This is a genomic window from Cryobacterium sp. M91 (assembly GCF_002929615.1).
Lineage (GTDB): Bacteria > Actinomycetota > Actinomycetes > Actinomycetales > Microbacteriaceae > Cryobacterium > Cryobacterium levicorallinum.
In genome coordinates this window covers 162,276-179,724 of record NZ_PJJT01000084.1, presented here as the reverse complement: position 1 = coordinate 179,724, position 17,449 = coordinate 162,276, and the positions used below count along the sequence as shown (strand labels likewise).

Here is a 17,449-nt window from a genome sequence, read left to right as displayed (position 1 = left end):
TACGGCTTTCCGCACCTTTGGGGTACGTATAGATACATTACGGCCAGACCACCCACCCGTCAAAACGCCCCCCACCCGGGCGTGTCGCAACCCCGACACCCACTCCCCCACCCAGCCGCAGGGCCGGCAACGCAGACCAGCTCACGCCGGTCGTATGGCAATCTCGACAAGCTCGATCAACAGAATGGGGCGTTTTAGAGACCGACCCGCGCTCTACTCATGAACCGGTCCACCGAGAAAGCCGGGCCCACCTTCGGGAACCGAGCCCACGATAGAACATGGGCCCGCTTTCCGGGCCCGGGCCCGGGCCCCGAACCTATCCATGGATGGACCGACCGGGGCTGGCTGCGGGTGACGGGGCAAGGCGGGGTGCCACACCCCACTGGAGACGGCTAAGTCGCGGGGGCCTCGGCGACGAAGAGCTCGCTCACGGAGTTGTAGTACTGGTCGGTTCTCCGCTTGTGCGTCATACCGATGCGCAGGCAGACCCGTTGCGACGGACGATTGCTCGGGGTGGTCACGGCCACCACCCGGTCGAGTCCCGTCTTCCACCCTTCGGCCAGTACAGCGGATGCCGCCTCGGTCGCGTAGCCGTGGTGCCACGCGTTCGGGTGAAAGTGCCAGCCGATCTCGGTATCCCCCGACGGTTCAAGCGGCGTGACCGGGCTCGAGGCTGGAATCGACTTGAGCAGCAGGTTGCCGAAGATTTCGCCGGTGTCAGCATCCGTTACGGCCCTGATGGCGTGAATGGGGTGTTCCATTCCCTGCCACCGGGTGATCACGGCGATCGCCTCGGCGCGGTCGGTCATCACCCGCGGATGCAACCCGATGTGTTGCTGCACGGACCACAACGAGTACAACCCGAAGACGAAGTCGGTGTCATCGAGGGTCCAGGGGCGCAGCAGCAGGCGTTCGGTTCGAAGAGTGTCCACGTCGACATCTTGCCACCCACACCTGCCCGACCCCTGCACCGAGCTCGCGCCTCGAAACAGCTACTCGACGAAAATGCCGGCGAGCGTCTTCTTGCCGCGACGCAGTACAGCCACTCCCCCGGGAAGCACCGATCCTTCGATGGTCAGGTCGACGCTGGTGACCTTCTCGTTGTTCAGGTAGACCCCGCCCTGCTGCACCGCGCGGCGCGCGTCACCGAGACTCTTCGACAATTCCGTGTCGACGAGCAACTGCAATACGGTGGCGTGCGGCGCCGTCGTGGTGTGCGGAAGTTCGCGCAGCGCGGCCTCGAGGGTATCGGGGTCGAGTTCAGCAAGGTCGCCCTGACCGAACAGCGCCTCGGCGGCGTGGATGGCAGCATCCGTCGCCGCCTGGCCGTGCACGAGGCTGGTCACCTCGAGGGCGAGTCGGCGCTGCGCTTCCCGGCGGAACGGTTCGTTTTCGACAAGCTCGGCGAACCGATCGATTTCGATCCGTGACAGAAACGTGAACACCTTGAGCCGAAAAACCACGTCGGCATCGTCAGTGTTGAGCCAGAACTGGTAAAAGGCGTAGGGGCTCGTCAGGTTGGGGTCCAGCCAGACCGCGTTGCCCTCACTCTTGCCGAATTTGGTGCCGTCGCTGTTAGTGATGAGCGGCGTGCCGATCGCGTGCACGCTGCCGCTTTCGGCCCGACGGATGAGATCGGTTCCGCTCGTGAGATTGCCCCACTGATCGCTGCCACCGGTCTGCAACACACAGTTGTAGCTGCGGAACAGTTCGAGGTAGTCCAGGCCCTGCAGAATCTGGTAGCTGAATTCGGTGTAGCTAATGCCGGCATCAGAATTTAGCCGCGCGCTGACAGCATCCTTTTTGAGCATCGTGCCGACGCGGTAGTATTTGCCGATTTCGCGCAGAAAATCGATCGCGGAAAGCGGTGCGGTCCAGTCCAGGTTGTTCACCAGGGTGACGGCGTTATCGCCCTCTGAGCTCAAGAACCGCGAAACCTGGGCCTGCAGGTAGCCGACCCATTCTGCGACGGTATCGGTCGGGGTCAGCGTGCGCTCGGCGGTCGGGCGCGGATCCCCGATGAGTCCCGTGGATCCGCCGACCAGTCCAAGCGGATGATGCCCGGCCAGCTGCAGGCGCCGCATTAGCAGCAGCTGCACGAGATTGCCGAGGTGCAAGCTCGGCGCGGTCGGGTCGAATCCGCAGTAGTAGGTGATCGGACCGCCATCGAGCAGCGCTTTGAGCTCGGTCTCGTCGGTGGAGACGTGCACGAGGCCGCGCCAGTTGATCTCCTCCCAGACGGAATCGAAAGAGGGATCGTTGGTCTGCTGGGCGAGGATGGTGGGGTCTGACACGCGTTCAGATTACCAGCCGTGGCGGCCTCGACGAGTTGCGGGCGGCATCCGCTCGTCTCGAAGAGCAATTTAGTCTAAAACCTATATCTCATTTGATTTAGTCTGTGACCTGAATTATATTGAATGCAGGACGGAGCCTCAGCCCATGTTTGTCATCACCGCTGACCAGATTGACAGCCGCAACGATCACGATCGAGCGCGGGAGATGATCGCGCGACTCGTGGACCAGAGCCCGCACGCATATAGTCTGCCGCCCGACCAGACGGCGGGCGATGAGATCCAATTGCTTGTCTCGACGGCCCGGCCAACGCTCAACGCCATTCTCACGCTGCACCGTTCCGGCCACTGGAGCGTCGGACTCGGGGTGGGCACCGTACGCACTCCCCTGCCGGCGTCGACACGGCAGGCCACCGGTGGCGCGTTCATCGCAGCCCGCGAGGCCGTACTTCGGGCCAAGAAGACCGAGGCGCACTTTGCGCTCGACGTCGGTCAAACGGATGCCGCAGCCCCCGGCATCGAGGCACTCCTCACCATGCTCCTGCTGCTGCGTCAACGCCGCTCCCCGCAGGGCTGGCAGGCCGGTGATCTGTTCGAAAGCGGACTGGCCCAGACCGACATCGCGGACAGGCTCGGCATCACCACCGGGGCGGTGAGCCAGCGGCTCAAAGCGGCGCAGTACCGGGTCGAGCAGGCCGCACGGCCGGCGTTGGTTAGGCTGCTAGAGCAACTCGATGCTGGCCCGAACACCGGCCCGAACGAAACGGAACCCGCATGACTTTCACCGTTCTCACGTTTCTGTACTGGGTCGTCCTACTCCTGGTCACCCTCGCCGCGCTCACCAGCGCCGCGATCGCCTTCAAGTTGCATCGGCAGCTCTACGCCGTCGCCGCCATCGCTGGACTGGCCGTCGCGCTGGTGCTGGCCGCTGTCCCCGTCGGGCCCGGCCCGAGCGCTTTCGGCATTGTGCTCGGCATGCTGGCCCTGGCCCTCGCCGTCATCGGCGGCGGCCCCGTCGCGGTACTCGCCCTCGATCTCGCCACCAACAACTCGGTGCCGCCGGGCCAGCACGGTGGAATCATGGTTCTGAACGCCGGAAAACCGGCCCCGACCATGGCCGGGATCAGTGATCCGGAGACCCACGAGGTGCTGCGCGGGGGTGTGACCATCGGCATCCTGGAACGTCTCGCCGTGGCCGGCGCTATTCTGGCTGGCTTCCCCGAGGCCATCGCCGTCGTCGTCGCCATCAAGGGTGTCGGCCGGTTCACCGAGCTGGCCGCGGCAGAATCGCGTGAGAGGTTCATCATCGGCACCCTGTCAAGCCTCACCTGGGCCTGTGCCTGCGCCGCCCTCGTGCCGATGGCACTGGTCTAGCGCCGCTCTTTTCGACGGCCTGAACGGATGCCTCCCCCGGCATCCAAAACCACCACGAGGACTCGATTCCACGCGCCAACCCCACTGACTTTCCAGCCGGGCCGGACGCGTTCGGCACGGTTACCGGCTGAGCGCCGCCGTCAGGTCGCGTACCCGGTTGACCAGGTGGGCCCGCTGCTCGGCGACGCGCACCGGCGCGGTTCCGCCGGCGCCGTCGCGGCTGTCGACCGATCCGCGGATGGTGAGCACCTCGCGCACCTCCGGAACGAGGTGCGGCGAAATCGCCAGCAGCGCCGCGTCGTCGACCTCATGCAGGTCGAGTCCGTTCGTCTCGGCGAACTTCACCAGCGAACCGGTGATCTCGTGCGCATCACGGAACGAAACGTGGCGTTTGACCAGCCATTCGGCGACATCCGTGGCGAGGGAGAACCCCTGCGGCGCGAGCTCGGCCATCCGCTCGGTGTGGAAGGTGAGTGTCGCGACCATGCCGGTGAAGGCGGGCAACAGTACTTCGAGGGTCTGGATCGAGTCGAAGACCGGCTCTTTGTCTTCCTGCAGGTCGCGGTTGTAGGCGAGCGGCAGGCCCTTGAGCGTGGTGAGCAGCCCGGTGAGGTTGCCGATCAGGCGGCCCGACTTGCCGCGAGCGAGCTCGGCGATGTCTGGATTCTTCTTCTGCGGCATGATCGAGGACCCGGTGGAATAGGCGTCGTCGAGGGTGACGAACCCGAATTCGCGGGTGTTCCAGAGAATGATCTCTTCGGCCAGCCGCGACATGTCGATGCCGATTTGAGCGGTGATGTAGGCGAATTCGGCGACCAGGTCGCGGCTCGCGGTGCCGTCGATGGAGTTCTCAACCACGGCGGCGAAGCCCAGGTCGACGGCGACGAGATGCGCGTCGAGACCGAGGGTATTGCCGGCGAGGGCGCCTGAACCGTAGGGGGACGCATCCGCTCGCCGGCCCCAGTCCGCGAAGCGGTCGAGGTCGCGCACGAGTGGCCAGCAGTGCGCCAGCAGGTGGTGGGCGAGCAGCACCGGCTGGGCGTGCTGCAGGTGGGTGCGGCCGGGCATGATGGCCCCGGAGTGCGCTTCGGCCTGAGCGGCGAGGGCGTCGATCAGTTCGATGACGAGGGAGGCGAGAATGGCGGCGTGGTCGCGCAGCCACATGCGCACAAGCGTTGCGACCTGGTCATTGCGGCTGCGGCCGGCGCGAAGTTTGCCGCCGACCTCGACGCCGATGATGTCGATGAGGCCACGTTCAAGGGCCGAGTGCACGTCTTCATCGGCTTCGGCTGGCAGAAATTCGCCGGCCACGACGGCGCGCTCGAGTTGTTCGAGCGCGCCGACCATCTGGGTCAATTCGGTGTCGGTGAGATATCCGGCGGCGGCGAGGGCCCTAGCGTGCGCGCGGCTGCCCTGCAGGTCGTATTCGGCCAGCATCCAGTCGAACTGGGTCGACTTGCTCAGCCGTGCCAGTTCCGGCGACGGTCCCCCGGCGAAACGGCCGCCCCAGAGGGCACCAGCTCGGCCGGCGCGGTTTTTCTCACTCGACACGGATGCCCTACTTCGCGGCGGCGTCGCGTCGTGCGGCGACCTTGCTCGGCAGCGACCACAGCTCGATGAAGCCCTTCGCCATGGTCTGGTCGAAGGAGTCGCCGGTGTCGTAGGTGGCGAGGTTGAAATCGTACAGGCTGGTCGTGCTCGAACGCCCCGTGACGACGGCAGTGCCGGCGTGCATTTTCAAACGGATGTCGCCGGTCACGTACTTCTGAGTGTCCTCGATGAACACGTCGAGGCTCTTCTTCAGGCCGGAGAACCACAGGCCGTCGTAGACGAGCTCGGCCCATTTGCTCTCGACGCCGCGCTTGTAGCGGGCGACGTCACGTTCGACGGTCATGTTCTCGAGCTCTTCGTGGGCGGCGATGAGCGCCATTCCCGCGGGGGCTTCGTAGATTTCACGGCTCTTAATGCCGACCAGACGGTCCTCGACGATGTCGATGCGACCGACACCCTGGTCGCCGGCGAGACGGTTCATGAGCTGGATCATCTGCAGCGGGGTGACCTTCTTGCCGTCGATGGCGACGGGCACACCCTGCTCGAAGGAGATGACGACCTCGGTCGGGGCGCGGGTGACCGACGGGTCCTGCGTGTAGGTGTAGAGGTCTTCGATCGGCGCGTTCCACGGATCTTCGAGGAATCCGGTCTCGACGGCGCGACCCCAGACGTTCTGGTCGACCGAGTACGGGCTCTTCTTGGACTGCACGATGGGCAGGTCGTGCTTGGCGGCGTACTCGATGGCTTTGTCGCGGGTCAGCGCGAAGTCGCGCACCGGGGCGAGCGAGGTCAGCTCGGGGGCGAGCGCGGCGACGGCGGCTTCGAATCGAACCTGGTCGTTGCCCTTACCGGTGCAGCCGTGGGCGACGCTGTCGGCGCCGAGTTCCTTGGCAGTGGAGGCGAGGTACTTGGCGATCAGCGGGCGGCTGATGGCCGAAACGAGCGGATAACGCTTCTGGTACAGGGCGTTGGCCTTGAGTGTCGGGATGATGTAGTCGTTGGCGAACTCGTCCTTGGCGTCGATGACGATGGATTCGACGGCGCCGCAGTCGAGGGCGCGCTGACGGATTACGTCCATGTCTTCGCCCTCCTGTCCGACGTCGACGGCGAGGGCTACAACCTCTTTGCCGGTGGCATCTTTGAGCCAGCCGATGCCGACCGAGGTATCCAGTCCGCCCGAGTATGCGAGTACAACGCGTTCCGCCATGGTTCTCCCTAAAATCTTGATCTGTCTAAAGTTTACGTGCTGTGGCGCGGCCCGCCGGTCGCCCGGTCGCCCGCCCGCTTCTCTCACTCTTTCCGGGCCCGGGCCCGGAAAGCGGGCCCATGATCTATCGTGGGCCCAGTGTCCGGGCCCGGGCCCGGTCAGAAAGCATGAGAGCGGATGGCCGCGCTCGGGTCGGTCAGGCCGCGTTGTGGGCGAGCAGCCAGACCAACAGCGCCTTCTGGGCGTGCAGGCGGTTCTCCGCCTCGTCCCAGATGATGCTCTGCGGGCCGTCGATGACGTCGGCGGTCACCTCGTAGCCGCGGTCGGCCGGCAGGCAGTGCATGAAGTGCGCGCCCGGCTTGGCCAGGCTCATCAGTTCCGCGTCGACCCGGTACCGGCCGAGGTCGCCGAGGCGCGCGGCCTTCTCCTCTTCCTTACCCATCGACACCCAGGTATCGGTGATGACCACATCGACACCGGTGACGGCCTCGCGCGGGTCAGTGAACAGCGCGACAGAGCCGCCGGTCTGGGCGGCGATGGCGGTCGCATCCGCTACGACCTGATCGGTGGGGGTGTACCCGACCGGCGACGCGATACGCACGTGCATCCCCGCAGTCGCGCCGGCGAGCAGGTAGGACTGGCCCATGTTGCAGGCGCCGTCGCCGAGAAAGGCGAGGGTCTGACCGGCCAGGTCGCCGCGGTGTTCCCGGATGGTAAGCAGGTCGGCGAGCAGCTGGCAGGGGTGAAAATCATCGCTGAGCGCGTTGATGACCGGCACCGTGGTACCGAGCGCCATTTCTTCGAGTCCGGCCTGACCGTAGGTGCGCCAGACGATTGCGGCGACCTGGCGTTCCAACACGCGAGCGGTGTCGGCGGCGGTTTCCTTGCCGCCGAGCTGGCTGTTCGCGGTGCTGATGATGAGCGGGCTGCCGCCGAGGTCGGCGATGCCGACCGCGAAGGACACCCGGGTGCGGGTCGAAGACTTGTCGAAAATGACCGCCACGGTCTGCGGGCCATCGAGCGGGCGCACCGCGAATCGGTCTCGCTTCAGCTCCAGGGCCAGGTCGAGAATCTCGGCCTGTTCGGCCGGGGAGATGTCGTCGTCGCGCAGGAAATGGCGGGTCACGGTGTCACTTTCGGTTGGAATGCTTTTAGCGGGCAAGCGGATGCCGCTCCAGCGGCCCCGCACGGTTCCCAGCAAGCACAGAGGGATTCGTCCAGCCTAGAGGCTGGCCAGGGCTCGCCCGAACCGGTCCTGGAAGTCGGCGAGTTCGGTGTCACCCACGATCAGCGGTGGGGCGATTCGAATGCTGGTCTCATTGGCGGCGTTGACGATCAGGCCCTCGGCCAAAGCGGCAGCTCCCAGCTTCAACGCGACCGGTTCGGTCAGGCCGATGCCGAGCAGCAGTCCGCGCCCACGCACTTCCTCGATCCAGGGAGACTTGAAACCGAGAATGATCTCGCGCAGCTGCTGGCCCCTTAAGGTGGCGTTGGCGGCGAGATCGTCGCGTTCGATCACGCCGAGCACCGCGTTCGCGGTCGCGGTCACCAGCGGATTCCCGGCGAAGGTCGAGCCGTGCTGGCCACGGCGAAACAGTTCGGAGGCCCAGCCAAAGGTGACGAGCGCACCAATGGGAACACCGCCGCCCATCCCTTTGGCGATGGTGACAGCATCCGGAAGAATGTCGGCGTGGTTGTAGGCGAACCAGGCGCCGGAACGAGCGATGCCGGTCTGGATCTCATCGAGGATGAGCAGCACACCGTGCTCGGTGCACAGCTCCCGCGCACGCTTCAGATAGCCATCGGGCAGGTCGATGACGCCGGCCTCGCCCTTGACCGGTTCGAGAAACAGTGCGGCGACGGTGGTGTCGATGGTCGCTTCGAGTGCCTTGATCGTGCTGTCGATGTGTTCGACGCCGCCGGGAACCGGTTCGAAGGCCTCGCGCATGTGCGGTTTGCCGGAGAGCGCGAGGGCTCCCATGGTGCGACCGTGGAAGGAGTCGTGCAGCGAAATAATGCGGTTGCGGTGGCCCTTATTGTTGAGGCGGGCCAGTTTGAACGCGGCCTCGTTGGCCTCGGCACCGGAGTTGCAGAAGTAAACCCGACCTTCGTCGCCGGCGCCGGTGATGCGCTTGAGACGTTCGGCCAGCTCGATCTGGGGCGGCGTGGCGAAATAGTTGGAGACGTGGCTGATCGTGCCGATCTGCTTCGTGACGGCGGCGACGACCTCGGGGTGGGCGTGGCCGAGCGAGTTCACGGCGATGCCGGCCAGAAAGTCGAGGTACTGGGTGCCTTTTTCGTCCCAGACATAGCAGCCCTCACCGCGCACGAGCATGGCCAACGGCGGGCTGAAGGTTTTCATCATCGCGTCGGCGAAACGGTCTTGCCAGGGATGTTGAGTCATGCGGGTACTACCTCCGTGCCGATGCCGCTTCCAGTAAAAATTTCGAGCAGGATCGAGTGCGGCACTCGCCCGTCGATGATCGCGGCCTTGGCGACGCCGCCCTCGACGGCGTCGAGGCAGGCGGTCATTTTGGGGATCATGCCTGATTCCAGCTGCGGAAGCAGACCGCGCAGCTCGACCACGTCGATGATCGACACCAGCGAATCCCGGTTCGGCCAGTCTCGGTACAGCCCGGCGACGTCGGTGAGAATCACGAGCTTCGCCGCGCCGAGCGCGATCGCGAGTGCGGCAGCAGCAGCGTCGGCGTTGACGTTGAGGGACTGGCCGGGGACATCCGTATCGGGGGCGATCGACGAGACCACCGGGATGCGGCCTGCCGCGAGCTGGGCGAGCACCGCTTCGGGGTCGACGTCGATGACGTCGCCGACCAGTCCGAGGTCGACTTCTTCGTCGTCGATGACCACGCCGCGACGTCTTCCGCGGAACAGGCCGGCGTCTTCGCCGGACAGTCCGGCGGCGAGCGGACCGTGCTGGTTGATGTGGCTGACCAGGTCGCGGTTGATCTGGCCGGTGAGCACCATGCGCACCACGTCCATCGCTTCGGGCGTGGTCACCCGGTAGCCGCCGCGAAACTCGCTCTCGATGCCGAGGCGCTTGAGCATGGCCGAGATTTGCGGGCCGCCGCCGTGCACGACGACCGGGCGAATTCCGGCGTAGCGCAGGTAAACCATGTCCTCGGCGAAGGCGCGTTGCAGCTCTTCGCTGACCATGGCGTTGCCGCCGAATTTCACGACGATGATCTGGTCGTGAAAGCGTTTGAGCCAGGGCAGCGCTTCGATCAGCGTCGCGGCTTTGACGGATGCTTCGGCCTGGCTGGTTTCGTCTGCGTGGGTGATGTCGGTCATATTCAGCTCGAGTACGCGCTGTTCTCTTCGACGTAATCGTGGGTGAGGTCGTTGGTCCACAGCGTGGCCGTTTCACTACCCGCGTGCAGGTCGATCAATACAGTCACGGCGCGGCCCGAGAGGTCGACGAGTTCGCGCGGCTGGTCGGGCTCCCCCGCTGTGCAGACCTGCACACCGTTGATGGCGACATCGATGCCGTAGGGGTCGAATGCGGCGTCCTGAACCGGTACCGTTCCGACGGCGGCGAGCACTCGGCCCCAGTTGGGGTCGTTGCCGAAGATGGCCGACTTGAACAGGTTGCTACGCGAGACCGCACGGGCCACGGTGACGGCTTCGTCGTCGGAGACGGCGTTGGTGACCGTGATCGCCACGTCGTGCGCGGCGCCCTCGGCGTCACCCTGCAGCTGCAGGACCAGGTCGCGGCAGGTGTCGGTGAGCGCTTTGCTGAATTCCGCGTGGTCGGTGGGGACGGCACTCGCCCCGGAGCAGAGCAGGCTCACGGTGTCGTTGGTCGACATGCAGCCATCGGAATCGAGGCGGTCGAAAGTGACCCGGGTCGCCGCGCGGAGCGCAGTGTCGAGGTCGGTCGAGCTGAGCACGGCGTCGGTCGTGATGACGACGAGCATCGTGGCCAGTCCCGGCGCGAGCATACCGGCACCCTTGGCCATTGCGCCAATGCTCCAGCCGTGAGGCGAGGTGTGGGAGGCCTGCTTCGGGCGAGTGTCGGTGGTCATGATAGCCTGCGCGGCCAGGAGGCCGGCTTCGGGCGTGGTGGCGGCATCCGTTTTGATGGCGAGGGTAGCGTCCCAGACGCCGGCGGTGACGAGGTCGAGGTCGAGCTGTTCTCCGATCAGCCCGGTGGAGCAGACCAGTACGTCGCCGGAGGAGATGTCGAGGCGCGTGGCGACCGCTTCGGCGGTGGCATGGGTGGTCTGGAAGCCGATGCTGCCGGTATAACAGTTGGCACCGCCCGAGTTGAGCACGATCGCGCTGACCCGGCCGTCGCTCATGACCTGGGTGCTCCAGATGACGGGGTTGGCCTGGCAGCGGTTGCTCGTGAACACGGTCGCGGCGTTCTGCAGCGGACCGAGATTTTGCACGAGGGCGAGGTCGAGCCCGCCGGACTTTTTCAGGCCGGCGGTGACACCGGCAGCAGCAAAACCGGCGGGAAGGGTGACACTCACGGAGCAACTCCATTCAGGGTCAGACCGAGCGTTTCGGTCAGGCCCAGGGCAATGTTGGCGGATTGGATGGCAGCGCCGGCGGTGCCCTTAACAAGATTATCGATGGCGGTGATCGTGACGACCCGGCCGGCTGCTACGTCGACGGCCAGGCCGATCAGGGCTGTGTTCGCGCCGATAACGTCAGCCGTGCGCGGAAAGTGCCCCTCGGGCAGCAGGTGCACGAACGGTTCGTCGGCGTAGGCGCTCTGCCAGGCGGCACGCACGACCGCGGCGCTGGTGCCCGGCACAATTCGAGCGGTCGCGGTGGCGAGGATACCGCGAGCCATCGGCACGATCACCGGGGTGAACGAGATGGTGGCGTTGGTTTCGGAGCCGGCCCAGCGCAACGACTGCACGATCTCGGGAATGTGCCGGTGGGTGCCGCCGACGGCGTAGGGGTTGGCCGAGCCGAGGATCTCGGCCGCGAGGTTGGGTAGCTTCAGGCTCTTGCCGGCACCGCTCGGGCCGACGGCGAGCACCGCGACGAGGTCCTGCGCCTCGATCACGCTGGCCTGGATGCCGGGAGCCAGGGCGAGGGCGACCGTGCTGGCGTTGCAACCGGGGGCGGCGATGCGGCGGGCACCGACCAGTCGGTCGCGCTGCTTGCCGGTGCCGATCAGCAGTTCGGGTACGCCGTAGCTCCAGGCGCCAAAGTAGTCGCCGCCGTAGAACGCGGCCCAGTCGTCGGGGTTCTCGAGGCGATGGTCGGCGCCGCAGTCGATGACGAGGGTGTCGGCCGGCAGGTGCGCGGTCAGCTCGCCGGATTTTCCGTGCGGCAGGGCGACGAAGACGACGTCATGCCCGCTGAGGTTTTGCGGGGTCGTGTCGACCAGGGTCAGGTGGGCGAGGGAACGCAGCGATGGTTGCACATCGATGAGGAGCTGCCCGGCATTGCTGTGCGCGGTGACCGTGCGCACCTCGAATTCGGGGTGTCCGGCGAGCAGCCGCAGCAGTTCGCCGCCCGCATACCCGCTCGCGCCCGCCACTGCCACCGAAAAAACCATGGGTTAAACCTAGCGCGGCCCCGGCGGCCCCGGTTCCGCATCGGCGCGCGGCGTCATGCGCGAGTTCGGTGCGGTCCCGGCCGCATCCGAACGCTGAACCTCGCAGCCCGAACAGCGGATGCCGCGGGCCGACCCCGCAGGGTCGGGCCGCGGCATCCGCTCACCAGCGTTTACTCGCGCAGGGTCGCGCCGAACCGGTCGTCCGCGAGAGCGACACCGGCCAGGCGCGCAGCGCTGGCTTCGGCAGCGGTCAGCGTGCGTTCCTCGCCGCGAAAACGCAGCGCGAAGGTGAGTGATTTCTGGCCGGGTTCGACTCCGGCACCGCGGTAGTCATCGACCAGTTCGATGCTCTCGAGCAGGTCACCGGCGCCCTCCGCCACGGCCGCACGCAGGTCAGCAGCCGGCACGGAGGCCGCCACGACGAGCGAGAGGTCCTGGGTGGCGGCGGGCATCGTGCGGATCGGCGTGACCGTATTGATCACTCCGGCCTGCGCGAAGACGAGCGCGAGGTTAATCTCTGCGACGGCGACGACTGCGGGCAGGTCGTAGTCGTCGGCTACCGCGGGCAGTAGTTCGCCGGCAAATCCGACCGACACCGTGGCGGTGGTGCCCGGAGCAGCGACGAACAGTTCGGCGGTGCGCCCGGGATGCATCGCCGGGTGCCGACCCTGGCGAACCTCGATGCGCACCCCGGTGGCCAGCGCCACCTGCTGCACGGCGGCCAGCGCCGACTGCCAGCCGGCGGCGACGGCAGCCTGGCCCGGCTGGTGCCGCACGTCGTTGCCGATGAGAACGACGCCAACCAGAAGCGGCTGCGGCACAATTCCCGCGTTCAGCGCCGCCTCATCCTGCGTGCTCGGACGTGCGGCCCCGGCGGGAAGCACAGCCATGCCGTAGCTCACCCCGGCCACGGGCCGAAAGACCAGGCCCTGCTCGTAGATGGCCACATCGACGAGCCCGCGAGAACGGTTGCGGTGCGCGATCTGCAGCATTCCGGGCAGGATCGAGGTGCGCAAGTACGGCGCCTCACCGTCGAGCGGGTTGGCGACCTTCATCTGGGGCACCGCGACCGGTGCAGCGGATGCCGCAGCACCGTCGGTGCTGTCAGTATCCGTCTGCGACGGCACGACGGCCACACCGAACAGGTTGTTCGCCTGCTCGGAGACGAACGGATAGGTCAGCACCTCACTGTGGCCGGTGGCGGCGAGGGTCTGCGCGACCGTGCGGCGCAGCGTCTGGGTGTGCGTCAGGCCGCGGCCGGGCGGCGCGACCGGCAGAACCGAGGGAATCTTGTCGTACCCGACAATGCGGGCGACCTCTTCGGCCAGGGTCCACTTGTCGGTGAGGTCGGGGCGCCAGCTCGGCGGAGTGACCTGCAGGTCGCCGTCGGCTTCCTCGAGGGAGGCACCGACGTCGACCAGGGCAGCACGCACCTCGTCGCCGGTGTAGGCAAAGCCGATCAGGCCCGACACGAATCCGGTCGGCAGCAGAATCGGCTGTGCGGCCGGCGCCTCGTTGTAAACCGACCCGAGGTTGTCGGCAACTCCCCCGGCAAGTTCCACCAGCAGCTGCACCACGCGGGCGGCGGCAACGGCAGCAACCTGCGGGTCGACGCCGCGTTCGAACCGCTTGCTCGCCTCGCTGGGCAGCTTGTGGCGGCGGGCCGAGCGCGCAATGGACACCGGGTCGAAGTTGGCGGCCTCGACGAGCACATTGACGGTCTCCGAGCTGATCTCGGTGTTCGCCCCTCCCATCACTCCGGCCAGGCCTATTGGCCCGGATTCGTCGGTGATCAGCAGATCTTCGATGTTGAGCGTGCGGGTGACGGCGTCGAGCGTGGTGAATTTCTCGCCGGCGATCGCGCGTCGCACGATGATGCCGCCGGCCAGCTTGTCGAGGTCGTAGCCGTGCAGCGGCTGGCCGAGCTCGAACATCACGTAGTTGGTCACGTCGACTACGAGCGAGATCGAGCGGATGCCGACCAGCCCCAACCGGGCCATCATCCAGGCCGGGGTTGGCCGGGTCGGGTCGACGCCGCGCACGACGCGGGTCACGAACACCGTCGCACCGGTCCGGTCCCGAATCGGGGCCTGGTCGTCGATCGTGACCGGGAACCGAGTGACCGGAGCCACGACGGTGAGGGCGAGTGCGGGGTCCCGAAACGGTACGCCGGTCGCGTGCGAATATTCGCGGGCGACGCCGCGAATGGAGAAGGCGTAGCCGCGGTCAGGCGTCACGTTGATCTCGACGGCGCTGTCGTCCAGGCCCAGCAGGGGGATGGCATCCGTTCCCACCGGGGCGTCGATGCCGAGCGATGACAGCAGCAGAATGCCATCGTGCTCGTCGCCAAGGCCGAGTTCACGGGCCGAGGCGATCATACCGTCGGAGACGTGGCCGTACGTTTTGCGGGCGGCGATCGGAAACGGTCCCGGCAGCGAGGCGCCGGGCAGGGTCACAACGACCTTGTCGCCGACGGCGAAGTTGTGCGCACCACAGATAATGCCGTGCACCGCCGGGCCGCCGTCGGCGGCGAGTTCACCCTCGGGGGCTACGCGCACCTGGCACCAGTTGATGGTCTTGCCGTTGCTCTGCTCTTCGCCGACGAATTCGAGTACCTCGCCGACCACGATCGGGCCGGACACCTCGAAGCGGTGGATGTCTTCTTCTTCGAGGCCGACACTGACGAGAGCGGCGTGCACGTCTTCCGGCGTCGTGCCGGGCGCGAGGTCGACGAATTCGCCGAGCCAGGACAGTGGTACCCGCATTAGATCGTCATCCCATACTGCTGGCTGAACCGGATATCGCCTTCGACCATGTCGTGCATGTCCTTTACGTCATTTCTAAACATCACTGCTCGTTCCACGCCGACGCCGAACGCGAACCCGGAGTACACCTCGGGGTCGATTCCGGCGGAGCGCAGCACGTTAGGGTGCACCATGCCGCAGCCGCCCCACTCGATCCAGCGCGCGCCGTCCTTGAAGGTCGGGTGCCAGACGTCGAGCTCGGCGCTCGGTTCGGTGAACGGAAAGTAGTTCGGGCGCAGGCGTACCTTGGCTTCGGGGCCGAACAAGGCCTGCACGAAGTGGTCGAGCGTGCCGCGCAGGTTCGCCATGGTGAGGCCCTTGTCGATGGCGATGCCCTCGATCTGGTGGAACACCGGCGTGTGCGTCGCGTCGAGCTCATCGGTGCGAAACACCCGTCCGGGCGCGACCACGTACACCGGAAGCTCGCGGCTGAGCAACGCGCGCAGCTGCACGGGCGAGGTCTGCGTGCGCAAAACGAGGTGGGCATCCGTCGGTTCGACGAAGAAGGTGTCCTGCATGGCGCGGGCGGGGTGGTCCTCGTCGAAGTTGAGCCCGTCGAAGTTGAACCATTCGCTCTCAAGCTCCGGTCCTTCGGCTACTTCCCAGCCCATGGCCACAAACACGTCGGCGGCCCGTTCGGTCAGCAGTGAAATCGGATGCCGCGCCCCGGCTTTCCAAGCGGATGCTGCGGCCGTCACGTCCACCGTTTCGGCGAGCAGCCGGGCGGCGGCTTCAATCGCACCGATCTCGTCTTCGCGGGCGGTCAGCGCCTTCGTGACAGCGCCGCGGGCCTGGCCGACGAGCTTGCCGGCGGCGGCCTTCTGGTTTCCGGGCACGCTGCGCATGAGCGCGTTGAGCTTCGACAACGGCGACGACTCCCCCGCGTGCTCGCTGCGCACACGCTTGAGCGCGGCGGTCGTAGTGGCGGCAGCGATGGCGGCTAATGCCGCGTCAACCGCGGCGTTGACGGCGTCTTCGGAGATCAACGGCTCCGGCTGAGCGGATGCGACGGCGTCAGGTGCCGCCGGATCGGATGGTGTGGTGGGCTCTGGGGGAACGCTGGGAACAGACACAAGGCCCAAGTTTAGCGGGCTTGCTACTGGCCTCTGCTCTGCGCACCCAGTGCGCGCGGGTCGACGAGGTTCGGGTCGATCGGCGGCGTAGGGTCGGGTTTGATGAGCTTGCCAGCCTGTGGCCCGGTGCGCTTGGCGATTCGGCGGGCCAGCCAAGACAGCGACAGGTTCATCGTCAGGTAGATGGCAAGCACGACGAAGAAGAACGAGAACTGGTATTGGTTGCCGAAGAAGGTACCCAGGTTGTAGTTTCCGGAGCGCATCAGTTCGGGGTAGCCGACCACAAAAGCCAGCGAGGTGTCCTTGAGCAGCACAACCAGCTGCGCGATGATGATCGGAAGCATCTGGCGGAACGCCTGCGGAAATTCGATGCGAAAACGCGTCGCGATCGGCGTCAGGCCGATGGCCAGCCCAGCTTCACGCTGTCCGCTCGGCAGGGCGTTGATGCCCGCGCGCAGGGCCTCGCCAATGATTGCACCGTTATAGACGGCCAGGGCGGCCACGCCGGCCCAGAACGAACCGGTAGAGAAGACCAGCAGGATGAACAGCATCATCAGCAGCACGGGCATGCCGCGGAAGAATTCGAGCACGATCGTGGTCGGGATGCGGATCCAGGCGGCGCCGGAGGAACGGCCGAAGGAGAAGAGAACGCCGATCACGAGGGCAAAAGCCGCCGCGACGAAGGCCATCCGCAGCGTGTTTAAGGCGCCGATGCCCAGGGTGCGCCAGACCTGCACGTCGTTGAGGACGTCCCAACGGGAGGCATCCCAGATGCCGGGCTGCACGGCCCCGTTGGCACTCGTCTTGGGAAGGCCCAAAACCACGATCAGGGTCAGCAAAGCACCAACAATGATGACGACGCCGACGACGGAGAAGATCTTGGAGCGGAAGCGGGCTCGGGGGCCGGGAACGTCGTAGAGCACGGAGGTCATCGGAGTACCGCCACCTTCTTCTCGATCCTGCCGGCGATGAAGCCCAAAGGAATGGTGATGATGAGGTAGAACGCGGCAACCGCGAGCAGGATCGCAATGACGGCGTCCCCACGATCGTTGGTGATACGGCGAGCCGCCCCGAAAAGTTCAAAGACGAAGAATGCGCCGGCGACCGAGGTGTTCTTGGCCAGGGCGATGAACACGTTGATCAGCGGGGGGATCACCATTCGGAACGCCTGCGGCAGAACGATAAAGGAGAGCGTCTGGCCAAAGGTCAGGCCGACACTACGGGCGGCCTCGGCCTGGCCCACGTGCACGCCGTTGACGCCGGAGCGCAGCGCTTCGGCGACGAACGGCGAGGTGTACACCGTCAGGCCGATCGCAGCGAGCTGAAAGTACCCCGGCGAGAATTGCAGGTAGGGCAGCAGGTAGGCGCAGAAGAACAACACGAGCGTGAGCGGTGTGTTACGCACAATTTCGGTGTAAACCGTGGCGAAGGCCCGGAGCGATGCCACGGGTGAGATGCGCATTGCGGCGACGAGCACGCCGAGGATGAATGCGCCCACGCCGGCGACAGCGAGGAGGCCCAGCGTGTTCCGGAAGCCTTCCAAGAACAACGGCAGGTTGTCGATAACTGCGTCCACAACTCACCTCCCCTTCTGTAGATGTAAAACTGTGTGA

Annotated in this window: 15 protein-coding genes; 2 read left to right on the top strand and 13 right to left on the bottom strand. The window is 66.1% G+C overall.

The genetic code is table 11. The annotated features are described in order from the left end of the window. Nucleotides 1–392: 392 nt before the first annotated feature. Together CXY80_RS10250 and tyrS are read right to left on the bottom strand one after the other, a co-directional pair. Complete coding sequence (locus tag CXY80_RS10250) at nucleotides 393–932, bottom strand: GNAT family N-acetyltransferase (protein WP_104132452.1); 540 nt, start codon at nucleotides 930–932, stop codon at nucleotides 393–395. 60 nt (nucleotides 933–992) lie between these two features. Next, nucleotides 993–2,294 carry a tyrosine--tRNA ligase gene (gene tyrS / locus CXY80_RS10245; protein WP_104132451.1) on the bottom strand — a complete coding sequence of 434 codons (1,302 nt, stop codon included), beginning with the start codon at nucleotides 2,292–2,294 and terminating at the stop codon, nucleotides 993–995. A gap of 145 nt (nucleotides 2,295–2,439) precedes the next feature. Here tyrS and CXY80_RS10240 point away from each other — a divergent pair, with 145 nt between their 5' ends. After that, the gene (locus CXY80_RS10240; RefSeq protein WP_104132450.1) at nucleotides 2,440–3,069 is read left to right on the top strand and encodes a DNA-binding protein; all 630 of its coding nucleotides are present in this window, start codon (nucleotides 2,440–2,442) and stop codon (nucleotides 3,067–3,069) included. Further along, a complete protein-coding gene (locus CXY80_RS10235; protein ID WP_092449820.1) occupies nucleotides 3,066–3,665 on the top strand; it encodes a hypothetical protein in 600 nt (199 codons plus the stop codon). The genes CXY80_RS10240 and CXY80_RS10235 overlap by 4 nt, the downstream gene beginning before the upstream one ends. Before the next feature lie 120 nt (nucleotides 3,666–3,785). On the opposite strand, the gene argH is transcribed toward CXY80_RS10235, so the two are convergent. From argH to CXY80_RS10180, 11 genes are all read right to left on the bottom strand, one after another. After that, nucleotides 3,786–5,216 (bottom strand): argininosuccinate lyase, encoded by a 1,431-nt coding sequence (argH, locus tag CXY80_RS10230; protein ID WP_104132449.1) that lies wholly within the window; start codon nucleotides 5,214–5,216, stop codon nucleotides 3,786–3,788. Nucleotides 5,217–5,223: 7 nt separating this feature from the next. Then, on the bottom strand, nucleotides 5,224–6,423 hold the full coding sequence (locus CXY80_RS10225) for an argininosuccinate synthase (protein ID WP_092449824.1): 1,200 nt from the start codon (nucleotides 6,421–6,423) through the stop codon (nucleotides 5,224–5,226). 196 nt (nucleotides 6,424–6,619) lie between these two features. Continuing rightward, nucleotides 6,620–7,549, bottom strand: coding sequence for an ornithine carbamoyltransferase (gene argF, locus CXY80_RS10220; protein WP_104132460.1), 930 nt, complete (start codon nucleotides 7,547–7,549; stop codon nucleotides 6,620–6,622). 96 nt (nucleotides 7,550–7,645) lie between these two features. Further along, nucleotides 7,646–8,827 carry an acetylornithine transaminase gene (locus CXY80_RS10215; protein WP_092449826.1) on the bottom strand — a complete coding sequence of 394 codons (1,182 nt, stop codon included), beginning with the start codon at nucleotides 8,825–8,827 and terminating at the stop codon, nucleotides 7,646–7,648. Beyond that, a complete protein-coding gene (gene argB, locus CXY80_RS10210; protein ID WP_104132448.1) occupies nucleotides 8,824–9,732 on the bottom strand; it encodes an acetylglutamate kinase in 909 nt (302 codons plus the stop codon). Before argB ends, CXY80_RS10215 begins: the two co-directional genes overlap by 4 nt. 2 nt (nucleotides 9,733–9,734) lie before the next feature. Beyond that, the gene (gene argJ / locus CXY80_RS10205; protein WP_092449830.1) at nucleotides 9,735–10,916 is read right to left on the bottom strand and encodes a bifunctional glutamate N-acetyltransferase/amino-acid acetyltransferase ArgJ; all 1,182 of its coding nucleotides are present in this window, start codon (nucleotides 10,914–10,916) and stop codon (nucleotides 9,735–9,737) included. After that, the gene (argC, locus tag CXY80_RS10200) at nucleotides 10,913–11,959 is read right to left on the bottom strand and encodes an N-acetyl-gamma-glutamyl-phosphate reductase (protein ID WP_104132447.1); all 1,047 of its coding nucleotides are present in this window, start codon (nucleotides 11,957–11,959) and stop codon (nucleotides 10,913–10,915) included. The genes argJ and argC overlap by 4 nt, the downstream gene beginning before the upstream one ends. A gap of 170 nt (nucleotides 11,960–12,129) precedes the next feature. Further along, complete coding sequence (gene pheT, locus CXY80_RS10195) at nucleotides 12,130–14,724, bottom strand: phenylalanine--tRNA ligase subunit beta (protein WP_104132446.1); 2,595 nt, start codon at nucleotides 14,722–14,724, stop codon at nucleotides 12,130–12,132. Then, nucleotides 14,724–15,749: a phenylalanine--tRNA ligase subunit alpha gene (pheS, locus tag CXY80_RS10190; protein WP_092449836.1), complete on the bottom strand. Its 1,026-nt coding sequence runs from the start codon at nucleotides 15,747–15,749 to the stop codon at nucleotides 14,724–14,726. Before pheS ends, pheT begins: the two co-directional genes overlap by 1 nt. A gap of 110 nt (nucleotides 15,750–15,859) precedes the next feature. Next, nucleotides 15,860–16,768, bottom strand: coding sequence for an amino acid ABC transporter permease (locus CXY80_RS10185; protein WP_092449838.1), 909 nt, complete (start codon nucleotides 16,766–16,768; stop codon nucleotides 15,860–15,862). Continuing rightward, on the bottom strand, nucleotides 16,765–17,412 hold the full coding sequence (locus CXY80_RS10180; RefSeq protein ID WP_092449840.1) for an amino acid ABC transporter permease: 648 nt from the start codon (nucleotides 17,410–17,412) through the stop codon (nucleotides 16,765–16,767). The genes CXY80_RS10185 and CXY80_RS10180 overlap by 4 nt, the downstream gene beginning before the upstream one ends. Between the last annotated feature and the right edge of the window lie 37 nt (nucleotides 17,413–17,449).

Excerpts from the sequence above, each read along its gene's own strand:
- CXY80_RS10240 (WP_104132450.1), top strand. The coding sequence starts at position 2,440 with ATGTTTGTCATCACCGCTGACCAGATTGACAGCCGCAACGATCACGAT.
- CXY80_RS10235 (WP_092449820.1), top strand. The coding sequence starts at position 3,066 with ATGACTTTCACCGTTCTCACGTTTCTGTACTGGGTCGTCCTACTCCTG.
- CXY80_RS10225 (WP_092449824.1), bottom strand. The coding sequence starts at position 6,423 with ATGGCGGAACGCGTTGTACTCGCATACTCGGGCGGACTGGATACCTCG.
- CXY80_RS10215 (WP_092449826.1), bottom strand. The coding sequence starts at position 8,827 with ATGACTCAACATCCCTGGCAAGACCGTTTCGCCGACGCGATGATGAAA.
- argB (WP_104132448.1), bottom strand. The coding sequence starts at position 9,732 with ATGACCGACATCACCCACGCAGACGAAACCAGCCAGGCCGAAGCATCC.
- argC (WP_104132447.1), bottom strand. The coding sequence starts at position 11,959 with ATGGTTTTTTCGGTGGCAGTGGCGGGCGCGAGCGGGTATGCGGGCGGC.
- pheT (WP_104132446.1), bottom strand. The coding sequence starts at position 14,724 with ATGCGGGTACCACTGTCCTGGCTCGGCGAATTCGTCGACCTCGCGCCC.
- CXY80_RS10185 (WP_092449838.1), bottom strand. The coding sequence starts at position 16,768 with ATGACCTCCGTGCTCTACGACGTTCCCGGCCCCCGAGCCCGCTTCCGC.